At 67.5% G+C, this 18,744-nt stretch carries 15 protein-coding genes; 7 read left to right on the top strand and 8 right to left on the bottom strand.

Annotation, left to right across the window (positions count from 1 at the left end; genetic code table 11):
* Window positions 1-1,812, top strand: a complete 1,812-nt coding sequence (locus J2Y70_RS01050; protein ID WP_309913216.1) for a glycoside hydrolase family 15 protein — start codon at window positions 1-3, stop codon at window positions 1,810-1,812.
* A gap of 144 nt (window positions 1,813-1,956) precedes the next feature.
* Here J2Y70_RS01050 and J2Y70_RS01045 read toward each other — a convergent pair whose 3' ends face one another.
* The gene (locus J2Y70_RS01045; protein ID WP_309912386.1) at window positions 1,957-2,340 is read right to left on the bottom strand and encodes a hypothetical protein; all 384 of its coding nucleotides are present in this window, start codon (window positions 2,338-2,340) and stop codon (window positions 1,957-1,959) included.
* Between the two features lie 208 nt (window positions 2,341-2,548).
* Here J2Y70_RS01045 and J2Y70_RS01040 point away from each other — a divergent pair, with 208 nt between their 5' ends.
* From J2Y70_RS01040 to J2Y70_RS01020, 5 genes are all read left to right on the top strand, one after another.
* The gene (locus J2Y70_RS01040) at window positions 2,549-3,652 is read left to right on the top strand and encodes a histidine kinase (protein WP_309912384.1); all 1,104 of its coding nucleotides are present in this window, start codon (window positions 2,549-2,551) and stop codon (window positions 3,650-3,652) included.
* Window positions 3,649-4,416 (top strand): LytTR family DNA-binding domain-containing protein, encoded by a 768-nt coding sequence (locus J2Y70_RS01035; RefSeq protein WP_309912382.1) that lies wholly within the window; start codon window positions 3,649-3,651, stop codon window positions 4,414-4,416. The genes J2Y70_RS01040 and J2Y70_RS01035 overlap by 4 nt, the downstream gene beginning before the upstream one ends.
* A gap of 187 nt (window positions 4,417-4,603) precedes the next feature.
* On the top strand, window positions 4,604-5,026 hold the full coding sequence (locus J2Y70_RS01030) for a hypothetical protein (protein ID WP_309912380.1): 423 nt from the start codon (window positions 4,604-4,606) through the stop codon (window positions 5,024-5,026).
* A 27-nt stretch (window positions 5,027-5,053) separates the two neighbouring features.
* Window positions 5,054-6,052 carry an XVIPCD domain-containing protein gene (locus J2Y70_RS01025; protein WP_309912378.1) on the top strand — a complete coding sequence of 333 codons (999 nt, stop codon included), beginning with the start codon at window positions 5,054-5,056 and terminating at the stop codon, window positions 6,050-6,052.
* A gap of 324 nt (window positions 6,053-6,376) precedes the next feature.
* Entirely contained in the window at window positions 6,377-6,847 is a 471-nt protein-coding gene (locus J2Y70_RS01020; RefSeq protein WP_309912376.1) for a GNAT family N-acetyltransferase, read from the top strand.
* Window positions 6,848-6,944: 97 nt separating this feature from the next.
* Here the strand turns inward: J2Y70_RS01020 and J2Y70_RS01015 are convergent, their stop codons facing one another.
* The 3 genes from J2Y70_RS01015 to J2Y70_RS01005 all read right to left on the bottom strand — a co-directional run bounded on the left by J2Y70_RS01015 (window position 6,945) and on the right by J2Y70_RS01005 (window position 8,924).
* A complete protein-coding gene (locus tag J2Y70_RS01015) occupies window positions 6,945-7,151 on the bottom strand; it encodes a hypothetical protein (protein WP_309912374.1) in 207 nt (68 codons plus the stop codon).
* A gap of 182 nt (window positions 7,152-7,333) precedes the next feature.
* The gene (locus tag J2Y70_RS01010; RefSeq protein WP_309912373.1) at window positions 7,334-8,542 is read right to left on the bottom strand and encodes a hypothetical protein; all 1,209 of its coding nucleotides are present in this window, start codon (window positions 8,540-8,542) and stop codon (window positions 7,334-7,336) included.
* Between the two features lie 127 nt (window positions 8,543-8,669).
* On the bottom strand, window positions 8,670-8,924 hold the full coding sequence (locus tag J2Y70_RS01005; RefSeq protein WP_309912371.1) for an XAC0095 family protein: 255 nt from the start codon (window positions 8,922-8,924) through the stop codon (window positions 8,670-8,672).
* Window positions 8,925-9,231: 307 nt separating this feature from the next.
* On the opposite strand from J2Y70_RS01005, the gene J2Y70_RS01000 reads away from it, so the two are divergent.
* Window positions 9,232-11,085: a DUF2075 domain-containing protein gene (locus J2Y70_RS01000; protein ID WP_309912369.1), complete on the top strand. Its 1,854-nt coding sequence runs from the start codon at window positions 9,232-9,234 to the stop codon at window positions 11,083-11,085.
* Window positions 11,086-11,367: 282 nt separating this feature from the next.
* Here the strand turns inward: J2Y70_RS01000 and J2Y70_RS00995 are convergent, their stop codons facing one another.
* The 4 genes from J2Y70_RS00995 to J2Y70_RS00980 all read right to left on the bottom strand — a co-directional run bounded on the left by J2Y70_RS00995 (window position 11,368) and on the right by J2Y70_RS00980 (window position 18,114).
* Window positions 11,368-13,041: an XVIPCD domain-containing protein gene (locus J2Y70_RS00995; protein WP_369011072.1), complete on the bottom strand. Its 1,674-nt coding sequence runs from the start codon at window positions 13,039-13,041 to the stop codon at window positions 11,368-11,370.
* Between the two features lie 32 nt (window positions 13,042-13,073).
* Window positions 13,074-13,712, bottom strand: a complete 639-nt coding sequence (locus J2Y70_RS00990) for a hypothetical protein (RefSeq protein ID WP_309913211.1) — start codon at window positions 13,710-13,712, stop codon at window positions 13,074-13,076.
* A 696-nt stretch (window positions 13,713-14,408) separates the two neighbouring features.
* Window positions 14,409-15,641: a DUF1444 family protein gene (locus tag J2Y70_RS00985; protein ID WP_309912367.1), complete on the bottom strand. Its 1,233-nt coding sequence runs from the start codon at window positions 15,639-15,641 to the stop codon at window positions 14,409-14,411.
* A 253-nt stretch (window positions 15,642-15,894) separates the two neighbouring features.
* A complete protein-coding gene (locus J2Y70_RS00980; protein ID WP_309912365.1) occupies window positions 15,895-18,114 on the bottom strand; it encodes a tetratricopeptide repeat-containing diguanylate cyclase in 2,220 nt (739 codons plus the stop codon).
* Window positions 18,115-18,744: the final 630 nt, after the last annotated feature.

The raw sequence follows: 18,744 nt of genomic DNA, 5'->3' as shown, positions 1-18,744 counted from the left end.
GTGCCTGTCCGCGCGCCACGCCTGCAACGCGATGCCGACGGCACCGCGCCGATCGAGAGCTATGCCGCACTGGGCGACGGCCGCTCGGTGGCGCTGGTCGCCGCCGACGGCAGCATCGACTGGTGGTGCGTGCCGACGATGGACGCGCCACCGCTGTTCGACCGCCTGCTCGACGCGCGCGACGGCGGCCGCTTCGCCATCACCCCGGTCGGCGCCACCGACGTGCAGCGCCGTTACCGCGACGACAGCAACGTACTGGAAACCACATTCCGCACCGCCAGCGGCAGCGCGCGCCTGACCGAATCGCTCAACAGCGGCGAAGCCGGGCGCCTGCCGTGGTCGGAGCTGGCACGGCGGCTGGAAGGCCTGGACGGCGAAGTGGAGTTCGAGATCTGCTTCCGGCCCGGCACCCGCGCCGGCACGTCCGCACCGTGGATGAGCGACACGCCCAACGGCCGCGTGTTCCACATCGGCCCGGTGATGGCGCTGCTGCGCCATTCGCAGGCGCTCACCGTCTCCGACTACGACGACCGCGGCGTTCACGCTCGGCTGCGCCTGCACGCCGGGCAGCGCGAACTGCTCGCCGTGCTCGCCACGCAGGACGAAGCGCTGCCGGTGCCGCCATTGGAGGACATCGATGAACGCATCGAGCGCAGCGACCGGGAATGGCGCGAGTGGACCGGCAACCTGCACTACGACGGCAACTACCCGCAGGCGGTGTTGCGCTCGGCGCTGGCGCTGAAGTTCCTGTGGTATTCGCCCACCGGCGCCATCGCCGCCGCGGCCACCACCTCGCTGCCCGAGGGCATCGGCGGCAACGGCAACTGGGACTACCGCTACGCCTGGGTGCGCGATGCCGCCTACACCACAAAAGCATTCCTGCGCGTGGGCGCCCTGCCCGACGCCAAGGCCGCGTTCGCCTGGCTGCTCGGCACCATCGCCAAGCACCGGCCCTGGATCCGCCCCTGCTACACCCTGCATGGCGACCTGGTCCCGGACGAGCGGGAGATCGACATCGCCGGCTACCGCCACACGCGCCCGGTGCGCGTGGGCAACACCGCCACCGACCAGCTGCAGCTGTGCCTGTACGGCGACGTGTTCGAGATGACCGCGCGCTTCGTCGACCACGGCCACATCCTCGACCCGCACACCGCGCAGCAACTGTTCGAACTCGGCAACGAATGCGCCGAGGCGTGGATGCGCAAGGACGCCGGATTCTGGGAACTGGAGGACGCGCAGCACTACACCATGTCCAAGGTCGAGTGCTGGATGGCGCTGCGCCGTGCCAGCGAACTGGCCAAAGCCGGCCACCTGTCCAAGGCCATGCTGCCGCGCTGGCAGCGCGAACAGGCGCGCATCCTCGACTGGATCGACGCGCACTGCTGGTCCGAGCACAAGCAGGCCTACACCCTGTACGCCGGCAGCGACGCGCTCGACGCCGGACTGATGCTGGCCTCGCGCTTCGGCCTGGGCGAAGTGCGCCGCGAGCGCATGCTAGCCACCCGCGAGGCGATCCGCCGCGAACTCGGCAGCGGCGACGCGCGCACCCTGCTGCACCGCTACAGCGGCATGCAGGAGCGCGAAGGCGCGTTCATCGCCTGCAGCTTCTGGATGGTGGAAGCCTACGGCCTGCTCGACGAACGCGACGAAGCCAGACGCCTGTTCGAGCATCTGCTCGACACCGTCGGCAACGACGTCGGCCTGCTGCCGGAACTGGTCGACCCGCACAGCGGCGCCGCGCTCGGCAACATGCCGCAGGGCCTGAGCCACCTGGCGCTGATCCACGCCGCCCTCGCGGTGGGCGGCGAATAGCAGCGGCATCGCATCGGCGCCCTAGCGCACCGCCCCTGTAGGAGCGACTTCAGTCGCGACAGACACCACCACAACACGTGCCGCACCCGCCAGCCCGTAACTCACCAACGCAGCTCCCGCAACGCCGCACAACCCCGAAAAGAACTACTTCCCCATCGACACCGCAAACCGCATCGAAGCATCCACCTCCCTGCGCGGCAGCGCCCGGATCCGCACCAGCACGTTGCGGCACACGTCCAGGTCGCGGTACACCAGCGTGCGCCCGTCGCTGAACCCGAAACGCACGTCGTAGCGGCAGCCCGCGCCGGCGATGCCGATGGTGGCCGAGTCGCCGCCGCCGCGCAGCGGGTCGGCGGCGATGGCGCGGAACGTCGTGCTGCCGGCATCGGCGACCGCCACCGCGGTCACGCTGTCGTGCGCACGGTTGACCAGGGTCAGGTAATGCTGGCGGCTCTCGCCCTGCGCATGGGCGGTGGCCGCGGCGGCGAGCAGCACACTGGCGAGGCAGGCGGTACGGAAGGGATGCATGGCGACGTCTCCGGCAGGAAGGGATGCCGCCTCGTGCGCCTGGCGCAGCGGGAGCGGTGCGCCTATCTGGCGCGCCTGCCATGGCCGCCGCCCAGCGATCCGGGACGAATCGTCGTGCCGGCGTGACCAATCGTCGCCATTGGCCGCCGCGCTTCTCAGCGCACGCGGGCGCGCTTAGGATCGGCGCATCCCGTCCGAGCGCCGCCCGATGAACATCCGCCTGGGTTCCACGGAAATCGGCCTGATCCGATACCTGAGCTTGTGGACGGCCGTGGTCGTGGCCTTCGCCGTGCAAGGCTATCTGTACGACGTGTTCAACAGCGGCGACCATCGCTGGGCGATCGGCGACTACCTGCGCTGGTCGATGACCCAGTGGTACACCTGGGCGGCGCTGGCGCCGCTGGTGTTCCGGCTGGGGCAGCGCTTCCCGATTCCCACCCCGTTGCAGCTGCGCGCGCTGGGGCCGCAATGCGCCGCCAGCGTCGGCGTCACCGCGCTGGCGATGATCATCGGCGCCTTCTTCTCGCAAGGGCCGTTCTCCGAGCAACTCGGGCAGTTCATCAGCAAGCACTTCGCCATCGGCCTGCTGACCTACTGGGGCCTGCTGGCGATCCAGCAGGCGCTGCACTACCGCAGCGAGAGCGACCGCCGCGAACTGGAAGCCGGGCGCCTGGCCACGCAACTGGCGCAGTCGCGGCTGCAGGCACTGAAGACCCAGCTGCAGCCGCACTTCCTGTTCAACACGCTGCACGCCATCGTGACCCTGCTCGAAGAGGACGCCGCCTCGGCCGAGGACATGCTGCTGCGCCTGAGCGAACTGCTGCGCGCGCTGCTGGAGGAATTCGACGGCCAGGAAATCACCCTGCGCCACGAACTCACCCTGCTCGATCTGTACCTGGGCATCCAGCGCAAACGCTTCGGCGACCGCCTGACCACGCGCCTGTACATCGACCCGGCCACCCTGGACTGCGCAGTGCCGAGCCTGATGCTGCAGCCGATCGTGGAGAACGCCATCCAGCACGGCATCGGCCGCCACGCCGGCGCCGACCAGGTGGAGATCGAGAGCCGGCACGAGGATGGCCAGCTGCGCATCGAGGTGCGCAACCGCAACAGCACACTCGGCGACAGCAGCGACGCCGCCGGCCACGGCATCGGCCTGTCGAACACCCGGCTGCGGCTGAAGGAGCTGTACGGCGACACCGCCGAGATCCGCCTGGACATGATCTGGCCGCAAGGCGTGGTGTGCCGCATCCGCATGCCGTTCCGCGAACTGGAGGACGCCGCAGACGCGCCGGAGCACGTGCCCGCATGACCATCACCGCGCTGGTCATCGACGACGAACCGATCGCCCGCCACGCCGTCGTGCGCCTGTTGCGCGAACACGCCGACATCGCCCTGCTCGGCGAATGCGGCGACGGCGCCGCGGCGGTGGCGGCGATCCGCGAGCACTCGCCGGACCTGGTGTTCCTCGACATCCAGATGCCGGAAATGACCGGCATGGACGTGGTCGCGCGGATCGGCGCCGAGCGCATGCCCGCCACCGTGTTCGTCACCGCCTACGAGCAATACGCGGTGCGCGCCTTCGAAGCCAACGCGCTGGACTACCTGGTCAAGCCGTTCAGCCGCGAGCGCTTCGCCGCCACCCTGCAGCGCGCCAAGGCGCGGCTGGGCGGCACCGGCAGCAATCCCGCGCAGCTCCTGCAGGCGCTGGACGCCCTGCGCCAGCGCGATGCCTACCTGCAACGCATCGCCGTGCGCGTGGACGAACACGTGGTGTTCGTCGCCGTCGACGACATCGTCTGGATCAAGGCCAACCGCAACACCGTGCAGCTGCATGTCGCCGGCGCCGTGCACGAACTGCGCGAGACCATGGCCGCGCTCGCCGCGCGCCTGGACCCGCGCCACTTCGCCCGCGTGCACCGCTCGGCGATCATCAACGTGCGCCGGGTCAAGGCCATCCATCCCTGGTTCAACGGCCACCACGTGGTGACCATGGACAACGGCCAGCAACTGCGCATGAGCCGCTATCAGCACGAGGTTTTCCTGCGCCTGGTGACCAACGGCGGCGGAGAATAGGCGAGCGCGGCGGCAGCCCGCGCAGATCGCATCCATGTTCCGCGCCAGGCTCTAACGCGGCGCCCGGCACCGGCCCGCTTGCGGCCCAGGCGCCGAATCGACAGGCGCAGCCGGCGCAATTACAGTGGGCCTCTCGCCTCGCCGCAGCCGCAGTGCGACCTGCCGGGCCGCACACCAGGAGAAGCACATGAAGCCGTGGCTCGTCGCCGCCCAGATCGCAGGCCTGTTGGTCGCCGCGGGCGCATGCAGCATGTCCGCCGCCGCGAAGAAGACCCCGATGGCCTCCGACGTCCTGGTCGTGCCCGCCGACCTGCCGACCCAGCGCCTGTTCGCCTGCGCCGAGACCAGCATTGCCAAGCTGTCCGAGACCAGCAGCTCCTGGCCCAAGGTCACGCGCAAGGACGACGCCAAGGGCGTGCTGGAATCGGGCAACTTCGAAGAAGCCAACCGCAGCGGCTTCCGCATGCGCATCGAGCGCCCACAAGGCGCCAGCCAGGCCAGGATCGCCCTCAAGGGCGCCGGCGCCTACTTCGTCGACCTGGGCGTGGAGCAGGCGATGAAGGACCTCAAGGCCTCGCTGGACCGCTGCGTGGCCGCGCAACCACACTAGCCCCGATCACCAAGGAAGGAGAACCACATGCCCGATTATTCGATTGAAGCAAGATCGCTCGGCGTGGCCGGCGTCGCCGGCCACGACTACTGGGTGCTGCGCGACGAGCACGGCACCGCGCTGGCCGAACTGCACGGCCTGGCCACCGACCGCCAGACCGGCGAAGCCATCCCGATCGGCACCGACGAGAGCAAGCACTCGCTGCGCGCCTGGCACTACCCGCACGACGCCGGCTATGCCAACGCCATCGGCGCCAAGCCCGACAGCACCAGCTACATCCAGGAAGGCCAGCCGGCGCGCACCGTCGCCACCGGCGACAAGGACCAGATCCTGGCGCGTTGGAACACCGCGGTCAGCGCCGTGCCCGAACTCAACGCCCAGGACCTGAACTACCCCAACTACGGCTTCAAGGTGTTCGGCGAGACCGTCAACAGCAACTCCGCCTACCGCACCTTCGGCGAACTGATGGACGTGCCGGTCAACGATTTCCCCGGCCGCATCGAACCGGGCATCGGCAACCGCATGCTGTCGCAGGAACGCACCGAGACACTGCGCTACCGCGAGCAACCGGACCAGGACCGTCAGCGCGCACCCGCGCCGGCCGACCCGACGCGCCTGGAGCCCCAGGATCAGGCCATGCTGCAGCAGATCCGCGGCAAGGTCGAAGGCTTGAACGGTGCCGGGCAACTGGACCCGGCCGACAACGACCGCGTCAGCGCCAGCCTGTACGCGCTGGCCAAGCAGCACAATTTCGGCAGCGTCGACCAAGTCTCCCTCAGCCAGCAGACCAAGACCGCCGCGGCCGGCGAGAACATCTTCATCGTGCAAGGCGCCGCCGGCGACCCGGCCAAGCTGCGCGCGCATATGCCCACCGCCGAAGCGGCGCAGACCCCGGTCGAGCAATCGTTCGACAAGGCGCAAGCGCAGCAGCCCGACCCGCCAGTGCACGAGCGCGAACACCAGCAGGCACAGAACCAGGTGCAGGCACAGGAAGCGCAGCAGCGGCCGATGGTGCAGGCGCTGTAGCGTCGCGCTGGCGACCGCGCTTGCGCCGCCCTGCGCGCGCGAGGCGCGAAGTGCGGTAATGCGGAATGCCGCCAGCATCCGCACATGGCCGGCGCCACTGCGGCGCCGGCTTGGCCGCCGGCCCGATCGCCTCGCGCCAACGGCCCGTGCTAACGTTGGCGCGTCCATCAGGAGAAGGCCTTTGTCCACCGTCATCGCAGCTCGGACCACACCGGTCGCGACGGTGGGGACACGGCGCCGCTAGCGGCCCTCCGCGGCTTCGCCCGCATCCCCGCGTCTCGACCCGCCTGCCCGCCAGGGCACTGACGCAACGTCGAGAACACCATGATCATCGAAGCCACCCCAAGCGACTTCGCCGCGCTGCTGCGCGCGTGCGCGCCACGCCACTACCGCCTCGTCCCCGACAGCCCCATCGCCGAACCCGACGTCCTACGCATGCTGAGCGACCTCGCCCACGCCATCGGCCAACGCTTCGCCCCATCGGCCTGGCTCATCGTCGAACACGACGAAGTGATCGGCCTGTGCTCCGTCACCCGCCTGCCCACGCAGGGCAGCGTGGACATCGGCTACGGCATCGCCGCCGCCCGCCGGGGCAAGGGCGCCGCCACGCGCGCGGTCGCCGCCGTCGCCCAGTGGGCACGCCACGACCCGCGCGTGCACCGGCTCACCGCCGACACCGCCGTGGACAACCGCGCCTCGCAGCGCGTGCTGGAGCGCAACGGCTTCCGCCGCAGCGGCGAGCGCGTGGACCCGGAAGACGGGCCGCTGCTGTGCTGGGAACTGGACGTGCGCTAGCGCGGCACGTCGCTCGCCGGGAGCGCGCGTGGCGTTCCCTGCGAGCGATCGCTTCGGCGTGGCCTGCCGACCATCGGCGTTCGCTGCTGGCCGCGCATCAGCCGCCCGCCAAGCCACCACCCGCACGGCCCGGCAGCGCGCCCTCGTCGTCCACCGCATCGGGGTTTTCCAGGTCGCCCACCTCGCGGTCGATACCGGCCTGCGGATCCGGCCGCGGCGGCGCCTGCCGTGGATCGGCCGGCGCGGTATCGGAGCCCTTGCCACCGGGCGTGCCATGCGACGCATTCTCGTCGTGCTTGCTCATGTCGAACCCTCCTCATGGATGGCCCGAGCCTACGATCCAAGCCGTGAAGGCTGCTGCTGCGTGGTGTCATGGCGATGAGGGCATTTGATGCGGCATCGCACGCGCGATGGCGAGCGCTCCCGCTTAGTGGCGCACACCGCCACTTTCCTGCGAGCACCTACGCAGCGCAGCGGACGTGCGCTTCATTTGCCCGGTTGCGCCGCCGCAGCGGCATTCTTCTTCTTCGGGGCCTCCACCCTGCTCCAACTCAGCACCTGACTCGCCGGAATCAGGAAGCGCGGCTTGTGTTCATCGCTGAGCCCACCGGGCGGCGCCACATAGAAGTCCGAACCCAACCGCGTCAACACGTCCACCGAGCGCAACACATACACGTTCGACGCCGGCTGCGCCCGGTCGCACTGCGCCGCCGGCCACGCCGCCTTGACGATCTGACAGCCCTGCTCGGTCACCTGCAGCTGCACGCCCGGCAGCATGCCGATGCCGAGCTTGCGCACGGTGACGTCCACTGTACCCAGCAGCGCGCCGCTGTATGCCAAAACCATCAGCACCGCGGCACCTAGAACGCGGAAGCGTTTGGAAAACGGCACTCGATGCGTCGCATACACAAGCCAATGAAAGAACACGACGATGAAGACTACAACTGTAAGATAAAACCAGTCTGACCCTTTAGTCGGAGGTGCCACATAGCCCACGGCAAATGCAGCGAGCGGCCAGAATGCCAAGTACACCAGCAGCATCAACGAGAGAGTGCCGCGAGGCCTACGTAGTACGGGCCAGTACCGCCGCACTCGATCCACGTCCCAGACTACAGTCAGTAGCGCCAGAGCGAGCGCACCAAGGCCAAACCCGGCAATAACTCCATAGGCCGCGAACCGAACGAATCCCCAGTGCTCGCAAAGCAGCAAAAATGCATAGTACATAGCGCTAAGCAGAGCCGCTCCCGCGAACAGCCATAGGCTACCGAACACGCGTTCCCTCCGCCGACCCAATGCAAGCTGCGTGCGGCGGTAGTAAGACTTCAACCCTCTACGCGGGGCATCGTCCTGTCTCGGCCGCAACGGGACAACCAGTAGATGCTGATCGACCAGTAGCCCCATCACCCACGCCGGCAATGCAAGCACCGCCAGGAAGGCAATCAAGGCGATTCCACCGAACAGCGCCACCGCGCTCAGCACCACGCCAAGATCGCCCAGCGACAGCGACGGCACGTAGCCGATGCGCAGGAAGTGCGCCAGCACCATGCCGCCGCCCCAACACGGCACCAGCCATTTCAGGTCCACCCCGAACGTCTGCCGCAACATGCGCCACAGCGGCGCGGCCGGCGCGTTGCGCTTCTCCGGCCGCTCGCCGACCTCGCCGCCGCTTACTACGTCCCCCTTACTCTGCTGCATCATGGCTCCTTAGCGTCTGACGCCTCGCTCCCTGACCGGCGAGCATAATGGCGCGGCTGCACCCGCGATCACGTTGCCGGCGAAGTCACGGCGCCTCCATACCGTTGCCATCCCTCTGCGCTCGACTCTAATACTGGCGTCGCGCCGGCCACGACACCTCCCGCAGCACCAAGTCCACCTGTTCCGCGAGCAGTTCCATGCATATCGCCAGCTCGCCCGCACGCACCTTCGGTGCTGCTTCGCGCTCTTCGTCCACAGTGCGTGGCTGCGCCAGTCGCGCTAGGAACCGCATGTGATCGCGCAGTTGCTGCAGGCGGTACTGCGCTTCTTCTGGCAGGTAATAGCCAGGATCCGAATCGGGATGACGGGCGGCCTCGGTCATAGCATCTCTCGCCAAACGGCATGAAGATCCACCCGTTCTCGGAGGTGGTAGCCCGCTGTACGAGGAGTTCCTAGGCTCCGTGTAGCAATCCTGCTATCGCTGGCGCGACGCGTCAAGTCGGCTCATCAATTGGGTCTTGCATGCTGCAAGCGATGATTAGCGTGCGCCAGTTTTGTATACGAATTACTCCAAAGCACCCTCAGTATTGCGAACCGATGGCACGCGCCAATGTAAAGACTTGTCAGCCACTGCGCATCGGTTCAAAGTTCGAGCGAGCAACGGAAGGCATTCAGGGGGAACGCCGAGCGTGATCGTTTATCAGTCGACCCGTGCCGCGTTCCTGCAAGACTCGGAACAGCAGGCAATCGAGGACATCATCTCCACCGCCTTCCTCAAGAAGACGGGCCGATACGCACCGGAGAGCGAGTTCCGCGCCTGGCGGCATTCGCTTACCCAGATGGCCGACGTCCTCAGCGACGACAGCCTGCCTGCAGACATAGGCGTCGGCATCGAGTTCGGCATCCCGCAGACCGCCAAGCGCATCGATTTCATCCTGAGCGGGCTCGGCGAAGCAGAAGAACCACGGGCGATCATTGTCGAGCTCAAGCAATGGTCCACGTCCGCCGTCACCGACAAGGACGGCATCGTCAGGGCGCAACGCGGCGGACCGACCGAGACCGAAGGCCCGCACCCGTCCTACCAAGCTTGGTCATATGCGGCCCTGCTGCAGGGCTTCAACGAGGCAGTACACGAGGGCGGCGTCCAGCTACGGCCTTGCGCCTATCTGCACAACCACTTCCGCGACGGCACCATCGACGATCCGCGCTACAACGCATACACCGACAAGGCGCCGCTGTTCCTGCGCGGCGTGGAAGAGAAGCGCAAGCTGCGCGACTTCATCCGCCAGCACGTGCGCCAGGGCGACAACGGCGATTTGCTCTACAAGATCGAACACGGCCGCATCCGCCCTTCCAAAATGCTTGCCGACAGCGTGGTCGGCATGCTCAAGGGCAACCAGGAGTTCGTGCTGATCGACGAACAGAAGCTGGTCTACGAAACCTGTCTGGCGCGCGCCGCGCAGGCCAGGGCCGAACGCAAGCAAGTGGTGATCGTCAAAGGCGGCCCGGGCACTGGCAAATCAGTGGTGGCGGTGAACCTGCTGGTCGAGCTGACCAAGCGCGGCACCACCACCAAGTACGTCTCCAAGAACGCGGCGCCGCGTGCCGTATACGCGCAGAAGCTGGCCGGGCACATCCGCAAGGTCGAGATCGGCAACCTGTTCTCCGGCTCGGGCAACTTCCACCAGACCGAGCCGAACGTGTTCGGCACACTGGTGGTGGACGAGGCCCACCGCCTCAACGAGAAAAGCGGCCTGTACAGCAACCTCGGCCAGAATCAGGTGATGGAGCTGATCCGCAGCGCCCACTGCACCGTCTTCTTCGTCGACGACGAGCAGATCGTCACCCTCTCCGACATCGGCCACACCGGAGAGCTACGTCACTGGGCCGCACAGCTCGGTGCCGAAGTGACCGAGCTGGAACTGGCCTCGCAGTTCCGCTGCGCCGGTTCGGATGGCTATATGGCCTGGCTGGACAATTTCCTCGGCATCCGCGAGACCGCCAACACCGATTTCGACCGCGACGCCTTCGACTTCCGCATCATCGACTCGCCGGTGGAACTGCACGACCTGATCCGCGAGAAGAACAAGCTCAACAACAAGTCCCGTGTGGTGGCTGGCTATTGCTGGGACTGGAAGAGCAAGAACAATCCGGATGCCTGGGACATCGAGATTCCGGAACACGACTATCGCGCGCAGTGGAACCTGGGAAGCGACGGCAGCTTGTGGGCCGTCGCCGAGAACTCCGTCGAGCAGGTCGGATGCATCCACACCTGCCAGGGGCTGGAATTGGACTATGTGGGCGTCATCATCGGGCCGGACCTGGTATGTCGCGACAGACGTGTGGCCACAGATCCAAGCAAGCGCTCAAAGCAGGATCGCTCGATCCGCGGATACAAATCGCAGTCCAAAGGAAATCCTGATGTCCACGACCGCGTGGACCGGATCATTCGGAATACGTACAAGACCTTGATGAGCCGAGGCATGAGGGGCTGTTATGTCTATATCAGCGACCTGGGATCTAGAGCCGCAATGCAAAATTGACTATTGCCTCGACATAGCCGCCCGATCCAGCGGGCCTTGTCGCGGGACGCCAACGCGCGCGCGACGAACGCTTCCTGCTGCTCACGCGGCGACATCTCGCCAAGCACGGACTGCCCCGCAAAGCTGGAGGCCGCGTTGCCTTTCTGCGACACGGCCTCGGCCACTTCGCACACCGCGGGACCAGGCATGCACCGGGGAGGGGACGTAGACGTCATGGCGCTCGCCTGCATCGGCAGACAGAGCAGTGCGCCTCGGGCTCACCGAAGCCCACCCTGCGGCACATCAGCCCATCCCTCGCTGCCTGGCCCCCTCCTGCTGCGCCAGCGCTTGTTCCTGCGCCTGGCTCTGGACCTGCGCCATCGACTGTGTTTCTAGCGCTTGTAGCCGTGCCAGCGATTGCTCCACAGGCGTATTGACCGCAACGTCCGTAGGCATGCCGGCACGCAGGTGCGCCGGGTTGCTCGGCTCGCCCTGCACGACGAACACGGTGGCGCCCGCCGCAGCACGCGGCGTTTGGTTGCTCAGCAGCACATGATCGATGCGCTCCAGTCCATGTTCCTTCGCCAACAGCGCGAGGCTGGCACTCATGCTCGCGCTGTGTTCGTCGCTGCTCCTGCCTATGCTGGCGTCCAACTGCCCCATCCGGGTGCTCGCCTGGGCGTACAGAGGGTGCGGCTCTGCCTGCTGCGCGGGCTCGATCTCCGCCCGGCGCTGCCCGCCGTGCGGCGGCTCTGCCGGCCGGCCTTCGGGGCGATGATGTTCCTGCGGCGCTCGCCCGTCCTGCCGGGCTGGTCCTGGCCTGGCGCCTTCCTGTTGCTGTCCTTGGTCCCGCTGCTGCTCTCGCACCGGCCCGGGCGTGGTGCTGGTCAGGACGTATTGCCAACGGGTCTGCGCTGGATTGCCTTGCACCGCGTTGATGAAGCCCTGGTATTCCGTAGGATGAATCGTCTGGCAGCCCGCGGAATCGGTGCTTCCACCGGAACCGCGGTGGATTTTGAAGGTGTCGTTGAGGTCCTGCACTCCGTTGACGTCGGCCTGGTCGAACCAACCATCCGCGTTGGTATCGCGTTGGACCGCACCGTGGCCGGCGGCAACCGCCGTCTGGCTGGGCCGCAGGGCGTTATCCATGGTGCCTGGTCGAGTCGGATTCGGATGCTGTCCCATCTGCATCTCGATGGTGCCATCGCTCAGCCGCCCCAGATCCCGGATGCCGTCGGCGTTGACGTCGTCGCCTTCGATCTTCCTCGGCCTTGCGATGCTTTCGTAGCCAGGGGAAGGAGCGAACGTTCGATTCTCCACACCACCTTCGGCACGGGGCCGATGCCCGGTATTGCCGGCATGGTGGTCGTACTGCGCCGTCGGCTCCGTATTTGCCTTCTCGGCGACCTGCACATGGCGCGTGCCATCGGCGTCCTTCCACAACACAACAAGCCGATCGTTGTAGACCCCGGTGCCGGCCTGCGCCTCGTTGACATGGGGCGTGGCGGGGTCATCATTGCGGACCGTCGCGGAATGCTGCCGATCTTCCATTGTGGCAAGCGTCGAATTTTCCTGACGCAGGCCCAGCACGACCCGTTCGTTGGCACGTGACAATGCATCGTGCGCGGCATCGTTGCCCCTCACCTGCACGATGCTGGCGTAGACATCGTAGGTTTGCGCATCGCTCAACGTGGCTATCTGGGTTTGCGCAGGAAAGCGTGGCTGCGCGGTTGCCGCAGTCTGCAGGCGCTGCAGCGCCGCCGTGGCGGCAGGATCGACGGCCCCGTGCAAGTGGGTCGCAATGCTGGCGCTCGCGCCCACGCCCACGTAGCGGTCCAGCGCGTCCTGCACGGCCTCGGGCTGGTTTTGCCGTCGCTCTTCCAACAGTGCCAAGGCTTCTGCCGAACGGTTGGCATTGAACAATGTGGTGATCCGATCTGCGCTGGACCGGATATCGAGGTCGTTGGATCTGGCCATTGCGATGCTCCTTGCGGAATGGTGCGTGTTGGTTACTTGGCGACGAAGCGGTCCTCAGCGTCATCCGGATAATCCGAGCACTCTAGTTCGCCCGAAAGTACCTGGCGGCATGGCCACTGCGATCTGGTGACGCGATCGACACGTTCGAAGCGCTCGCCGGTCCATCGTACGAAGCCGAAGTGGGCATAGCCCCCCGCCCTGCGGGGATCGTCTGCCGCCAGTGGTTGGTCGGGATCGAACTCCATCAGCCAGCGCATCGTCGCTGCATAGGGCAATTTATCGTCGAACAGGAACAATTCGCTGCCGCCGTGGCTCTGCTGGCGCGCGCGATCTTCGGCGCTCAACTGTGGATCGCGCGGCAGTACTTCCGCACTGACATCGTGCGCCATGCCGTCGGCACCGAGACGATAGGCCTTGCGCCCCTTGCCCGCGCGGCAGTCCATGCTTGCCCCGCTCGCGTCGCATTTCACTGGCCAGACCAGGTACACCGTCTTTTGCGGATCGGGGCTTTCGAAGGAGCGGACGGTGACGACGCCGGCAACCAACGTGAAATCTGGACGCTGGCCCAGCCCCGGTGCAGCAAGGTAGATCGCACTGCGCAAGTCCGCCATGCGCGTGGCCGGACTTTCGGCAAGCGCATCGTGAGGAATGGCCAACAACGCGCGTGCCATATGCTCGGGTGCGGGGCCGCGACAATAGGCATCTTGCAGGATCTGCGCGGGCGAAGCGCCATGCGATTGGTCGCGATCCACGCACACCGCTCCCAGTTCTCGCTCCACCTTGAAGGGGACCCAGGGACGCGGCGCGGCCGATTGCACCTTCGGAAAACCGGCGGTGTGGTCCGCATCGCTTGCCGCTGTAGCACTGGGCGGCGTGGCGCGAGGCTCGACCTGTCCCTGAGCGCGCTGCTGCATGCACCCGAGCGTAGCCAGAGACAGCATCCATGCCAGCGTCGTGCGAATTTTGAAATTCTTCACACCGCCCCTCCATTTCAAGTAAAAAAATCGGTCGTTCGATCCTAGTGCTCGAGATCCGGCACCGACTGCGATCCAATCTACCAGCAGCCGCCGACCGCTCTATTTTGCACCTACAGCCCCCCCACCCGCACGCACCTCCCAGCCCGCCGCATACCCATAATGGGCACGTTGCTGCCCAATTTGGGTACTGCAAGGCTGGTGGCGATCAGGTCGCGGGTCTTTCAAGCAGCCCTGATCGCGCGTAGTGCGGAATGGCGCTTGGTGACGGACCCTCACCCCAACCCCTCTCCCGATGGGAGAGGGGCTTATGCCGCTGGGCGTTTCTTTTCGGTGTGCCTTCCGTTGTCCGCGGGGCTTGGCGGACCGCTTACGACGCGCCTGCCCCGCCGCCTACACCGGCGTCAACTGCCGCAACTGCGCCTCGCTCGGAAAGCTACGCACACGAAAGCGCGGCGGGTAGAAGCCAGGTTCCGGCTCCATCAGGTCGCCAACCACGGCCACGGCCTTGTCCCAGTCCACGAACACCATGTCCGCGTCCTCCCCTTCCTTCGGCGAAACGAAGGCGATGCGCTCGGCCTGGGGCAGCGAGGTGTCCACGCCCTGGGTCCACGTGGCCAGCGAGAATTGATGCCCGCTGCCGTCGTTCTCCTCGAACACGCGGTAGGAGGCGACGAAGACGTCCTCCTGGTTGGCTTCGTGGATCTTTTCCAGGAACTCCTTCTGCATGGAATAGGTGGAGGCATCCATCAACCGCCGCAGGTCGCCCTGGCGGCGCCGGTGCTCGGGCTGCGGCAACGCGAAGGGGACGATGCGGCGGTCGTCGTCGTAGGCGAATGCCAGCGAGGAGATGCAGCGGCCGTTCGCGGCCGCTTCCAGGCTCAGTTCCAGCATGCCGGCCATCGCCGTTTCGTCGCGGTCGCCCACCACCAGCAGGCAATCGCGCGTGGGCAGCATGAACACCGGCCGCCCCTTCACCGGGACGCGTTGCAGCACGTCCGGCAGCAAGACGCGGCTGGTGTCGTAGGAATCCTGCCAGGCGCCGCGGAAGACGCCTGCAGCGACCTCCACGAAGCGGTCCGGCGTGACGTCGCGCAGGTTGTCGCGGGCGATGGCCAGGCCGTCCTCGAAGGTGATGCCCCACGCGTCTTCCGGCCCCTGGGTCAGGGTCGAGGTCGATTCGGGGCGGTCGATCGCCAGCAGTTCGACGCAGTCCTCGGCCACCTCGCGGCAGACGACCGTGAAGGGCGCCTCCCAACCGTGCTGGCGGACATGGTCCAGGCGCATTTCCTCGAACATGCCGCGGTGGCGAATCACCGGCATCAGCGTCGGCCGCACCTGCTCGAAGGTCTTGGTCTCGTTTTCTTCGTTGTGACCTTCCACGAAGGCCGCGACATAGCTGCGCAGCACTTCGACCCGGCCTTGGCGATCGGCCTTGGTATACGCGTGATAGGCGTTGTGCAGGTTGATGATGCGCCCGCGCTGGTCGGCAAGGCGGAACTCGTCCGGCCGGTAGGTCAGCTCGTCCGGGTAGCCCTGCGCGCGCAGCGCATCTCCGAACAGCTTGGCGAACGCATCCGGGCTCGGCTTGCGATTGAACAGCTTGTCGAACAGTGCTGCGAACATCAGCGGTCTTCCTTGTCGAGGGGCGTCATGCGGACGCCGCGCGGAACGCTATCACAGCTTTGGAGGTGGCCCGAGGCGGGGCTTGGGCCACGTCGCGCTGGTGGCCCGCGTCGCGGGTACGCGAGGCGTCATCGCCCAGGACAGGGGGTGCGTGCGCGATAGGCCAGCCGGCCGCCCCTATGGCGCCCTGGCGCATGGACCGATACATGCCGGCACGGTGGTGCGTTCGGCCGCGGCGTCGCGCGCGGCGATGCTAGTCGCCGGTGCGCTCGGTGGCCGCGGCCGGCTGCTCCACCGCCCCGCCGCTCTGCAGCAGCAGGCCCTGCGCCTGCAGCATCTCGAGCGGCAGGTCCGGGCCGGCCTCGGCCAACGCCGGGGCCGCATCGCTCAGGGTGAGCGCCACCCAACGGTCGCGGCCGCCTTGCTTGGCGCGGTACAGCGCGGCATCGGCGATGCGCAGGCTCAGCGACCAGTCGCCACCGGGCTGCGCGGGGAACAGGCTCACGCCCATCGACACGGTGAGCGCGACGGTGCCGGTAGGCCGCACCAGCGGCTCGGCATGCAGGCGTTCGCGCAGGCGGCGGAACAGCACCGGCGCATCGGCCAGGGTGCCGCCCGGGCAGATCCACAGGAACTCCTCGCCGCCCCAGCGCGCGATGACGTCGGAGACGCGCGCGCACTCGCGCAGGATGTCGCTCAGGTGCATCAGCGCATGGTCGCCGCCTTCGTGGCCGTGCAGGTCGTTGACGCGCTTGAAGTGGTCGATGTCCAGCACCGCGACCAGCAGCGGCTCGCGCTCTTGCGCCGGTGCCGGAGTGTCGCGCGCCTGCAGCCAGCCGGTGACGTAGCGGCGGTTGCGCAGGCCGGTCAGCGCGTCCTCTTCGCTCTGGCGGCGGATCACCGCGGTGAGCTGCTCCAGTTCGCGGTGCTGGGCCTGGATCTCGTCGTTCTTGCGCGCCAGTTCGGCGTTGATGCGCCGGCGCGCACGCGCCTCGCGCACCTTCCAGGCGACGAACGCGACCAGCGCCAATACAGCGGCGAGCAGGCCGTAGACCATCGCCCGCTGGCGCTGCTCGCGCGCCTGCAGTTGCGCATAGGCGGCCTGTTCGGCGGCGCGCGCGCGGCCGACCGCGGCCAGTTCGGTGTTCTTGCGCGCCAGGTCCACCGCCGATTCGAGTTCGGCGATGCGGGTCTTGGATTCGACGTTCACCGCCTCGTCGTTGACCGTCTTGTACTCGCGCATCAGCGCCAGCGCCTCGCGGGTGCGGCCGAGTGCGTCGAGGTTGTCGATCATGCGCGGGTACAGTTCCAGGCGCCGCGGCACGTTGTCCGATTGCGCGAACAGGGCGCGCGAGCGTTCGAACTCGGTGGCGGCCGCCTCGCGCTGCCCGAGATCGACCAGCGTCAGGCCGATGTTGGAATAGACGATGGCGGCCTCGCCGTAGTCGCCGTGCTCGCCGTTGCTGCCAGCGTCGATCAGCGCGGCGGCCTCGCGCAGCAGCGGCAGCGCCTCGCGCGGGCGGTGCAGGCGGCGCAGCACGTTGGCCAGGTTGTTCAGTGGACCGCTGAGCGAAGCGTCGCCCGCGGTGCGCGCGCTGGCCAGGGCCTGCCGGTAGAGCGCCTCGGCGCGCTGCAACTGGTCGGCGCCTTCGTAGGCCGAGCCCAGGTTGTTGAGCACGTCCGCGCGCGCCAGCCCTTTGCGCGGGTTGGCGTCGTAGGCGGCCAGCGCGCGCTGGCCGTAGTCGATCGCCTTGGGCCATTCGTGGGCATACACGAACACGCCGGTGGCGTTGTGCAGCAGCGCCGGATCGGCCGGCTTGCCCAATGCCTTGCCGACGCGTTCGACCTCGAGCAGCGCGGCGATGGCATCGGGCAAGCGCCCCTGCTGTGCGGACACGACGAAGACGATCTGGTTGGCGTTGTAGTCGACCAGGTCCGGGTGCTTGCGGACCTTGGACAGCGCCAGCCGCGCCACGCGCAGCGCATCGTCCTGCGCGCCCATCTTGTAGTAGGACGCGGCCAGCTGCCGCCACAGCTCGGCCAAGCTGGGCTCGTCCGGCAGCAGGCGCTCGAAGCGCGTCATCTCGGCTTCGAGCTCGGCGATGCGGGCGGCATCGCGCGTCTGCCACATGGCGCCGTTGAGCCGCTTGAGCAGGCGCAGCCGCCGCTGCGGCGACAGGTCGGTCTGCTGGCGCAGCACCGAGCCGATGGCGACGATGCGCTCGGGACGATTCGCCGCGGAGGCCGCGTCGACCAGTTCCAGGCCCAGCGCGGTGCGGTCGCGCGCGTCGCCGCCGGCCTCCCAGGCGGGCTCGCCCAGTTGCAGCGCCGCGGCCGGATCCTGCTCGCGCAGCTCCGCCACGCACGCGCTCAACGCCTGCGTGCACGGCGCCGCCACCGCCGCTGCCGGCAACCCGAGCACGGCCCACCACAGCAGCGCACCGAGCGGCTGCCAACCAAAGCGACTGCGCACTGCCGTTCTCCCCATGATCCTGCGGCGCACGCCCCGGCGCCCATGCCATCGCGCCGTTGGCGCGCGACCTCTTGCGCGTGCCGCCGCCATCGGGCAGCACACCGCGTCGTGGCTCGATATCGGCGCGCATGCGGGGTTCTTGAGTCGCTGGCTGGGGCGGGCGGGATGGCGGTCGCGCGGTCTCTATCGGCAGGCGGGTCGCCGCTGGCACGCGGTGCACGCCACGCGCCTAGCGAAGGTGCCTGCCGCAGCGCACACACGCAAGAACATGCATGTCCAGATCATTCCACTCCAGATCATTCCACAGCATCAATCTCCAACGTGCGTGAAGGCCATCAGCAACAGGAAATTCAAGGAGTGAATGGGATGACAAACGCTAACGTACAGTTACAGGCCCACGCTGGCCCGATCTTCCGTCCAACCAAAAGTGGCCGCCGATCAAGAAGCAGAACTGTATCCACCCAGCGCCGCAGGCCAGGATCTTGAGCGACGATCCCGCCGGGAAGCACCAACTGGCATCTAGTCGGTCGTGGCCTTGGCCTACGATAACGGCCGAGGACACGGCCAGGCCAGATCAGTTCGCGATGAACCTGAGCGCCCTCCGCCACGCCCCAGCCCGCATCGCGCAGC

The sequence above is a fragment of the Xanthomonas sp. 1678 genome, from assembly GCF_031455575.1.
In the GTDB taxonomy this organism is placed as follows: domain Bacteria; phylum Pseudomonadota; class Gammaproteobacteria; order Xanthomonadales; family Xanthomonadaceae; genus Xanthomonas_A.
The sequence above is the reverse complement of the archived record's forward strand: the minus strand, read 5'-3'. Positions and strand labels throughout refer to the sequence as shown.

Bases quoted from the DNA above. Each gene is read 5' to 3' on its own strand.
- J2Y70_RS01045 (WP_309912386.1), bottom strand. From the start codon at position 2,340: ATGCATCCCTTCCGTACCGCCTGCCTCGCCAGTGTGCTGCTCGCCGCC.
- J2Y70_RS01040 (WP_309912384.1), top strand. From the start codon at position 2,549: ATGAACATCCGCCTGGGTTCCACGGAAATCGGCCTGATCCGATACCTG.
- J2Y70_RS01035 (WP_309912382.1), top strand. From the start codon at position 3,649: ATGACCATCACCGCGCTGGTCATCGACGACGAACCGATCGCCCGCCAC.
- J2Y70_RS01030 (WP_309912380.1), top strand. From the start codon at position 4,604: ATGAAGCCGTGGCTCGTCGCCGCCCAGATCGCAGGCCTGTTGGTCGCC.
- J2Y70_RS01025 (WP_309912378.1), top strand. From the start codon at position 5,054: ATGCCCGATTATTCGATTGAAGCAAGATCGCTCGGCGTGGCCGGCGTC.
- J2Y70_RS01020 (WP_309912376.1), top strand. From the start codon at position 6,377: ATGATCATCGAAGCCACCCCAAGCGACTTCGCCGCGCTGCTGCGCGCG.
- J2Y70_RS01015 (WP_309912374.1), bottom strand. From the start codon at position 7,151: ATGAGCAAGCACGACGAGAATGCGTCGCATGGCACGCCCGGTGGCAAG.
- J2Y70_RS01010 (WP_309912373.1), bottom strand. From the start codon at position 8,542: ATGCAGCAGAGTAAGGGGGACGTAGTAAGCGGCGGCGAGGTCGGCGAG.
- J2Y70_RS01005 (WP_309912371.1), bottom strand. From the start codon at position 8,924: ATGACCGAGGCCGCCCGTCATCCCGATTCGGATCCTGGCTATTACCTG.
- J2Y70_RS00995 (WP_369011072.1), bottom strand. From the start codon at position 13,041: ATGGCCAGATCCAACGACCTCGATATCCGGTCCAGCGCAGATCGGATC.
- J2Y70_RS00990 (WP_309913211.1), bottom strand. From the start codon at position 13,712: ATGGCACGCGCGTTGTTGGCCATTCCTCACGATGCGCTTGCCGAAAGT.
- J2Y70_RS00985 (WP_309912367.1), bottom strand. From the start codon at position 15,641: ATGTTCGCAGCACTGTTCGACAAGCTGTTCAATCGCAAGCCGAGCCCG.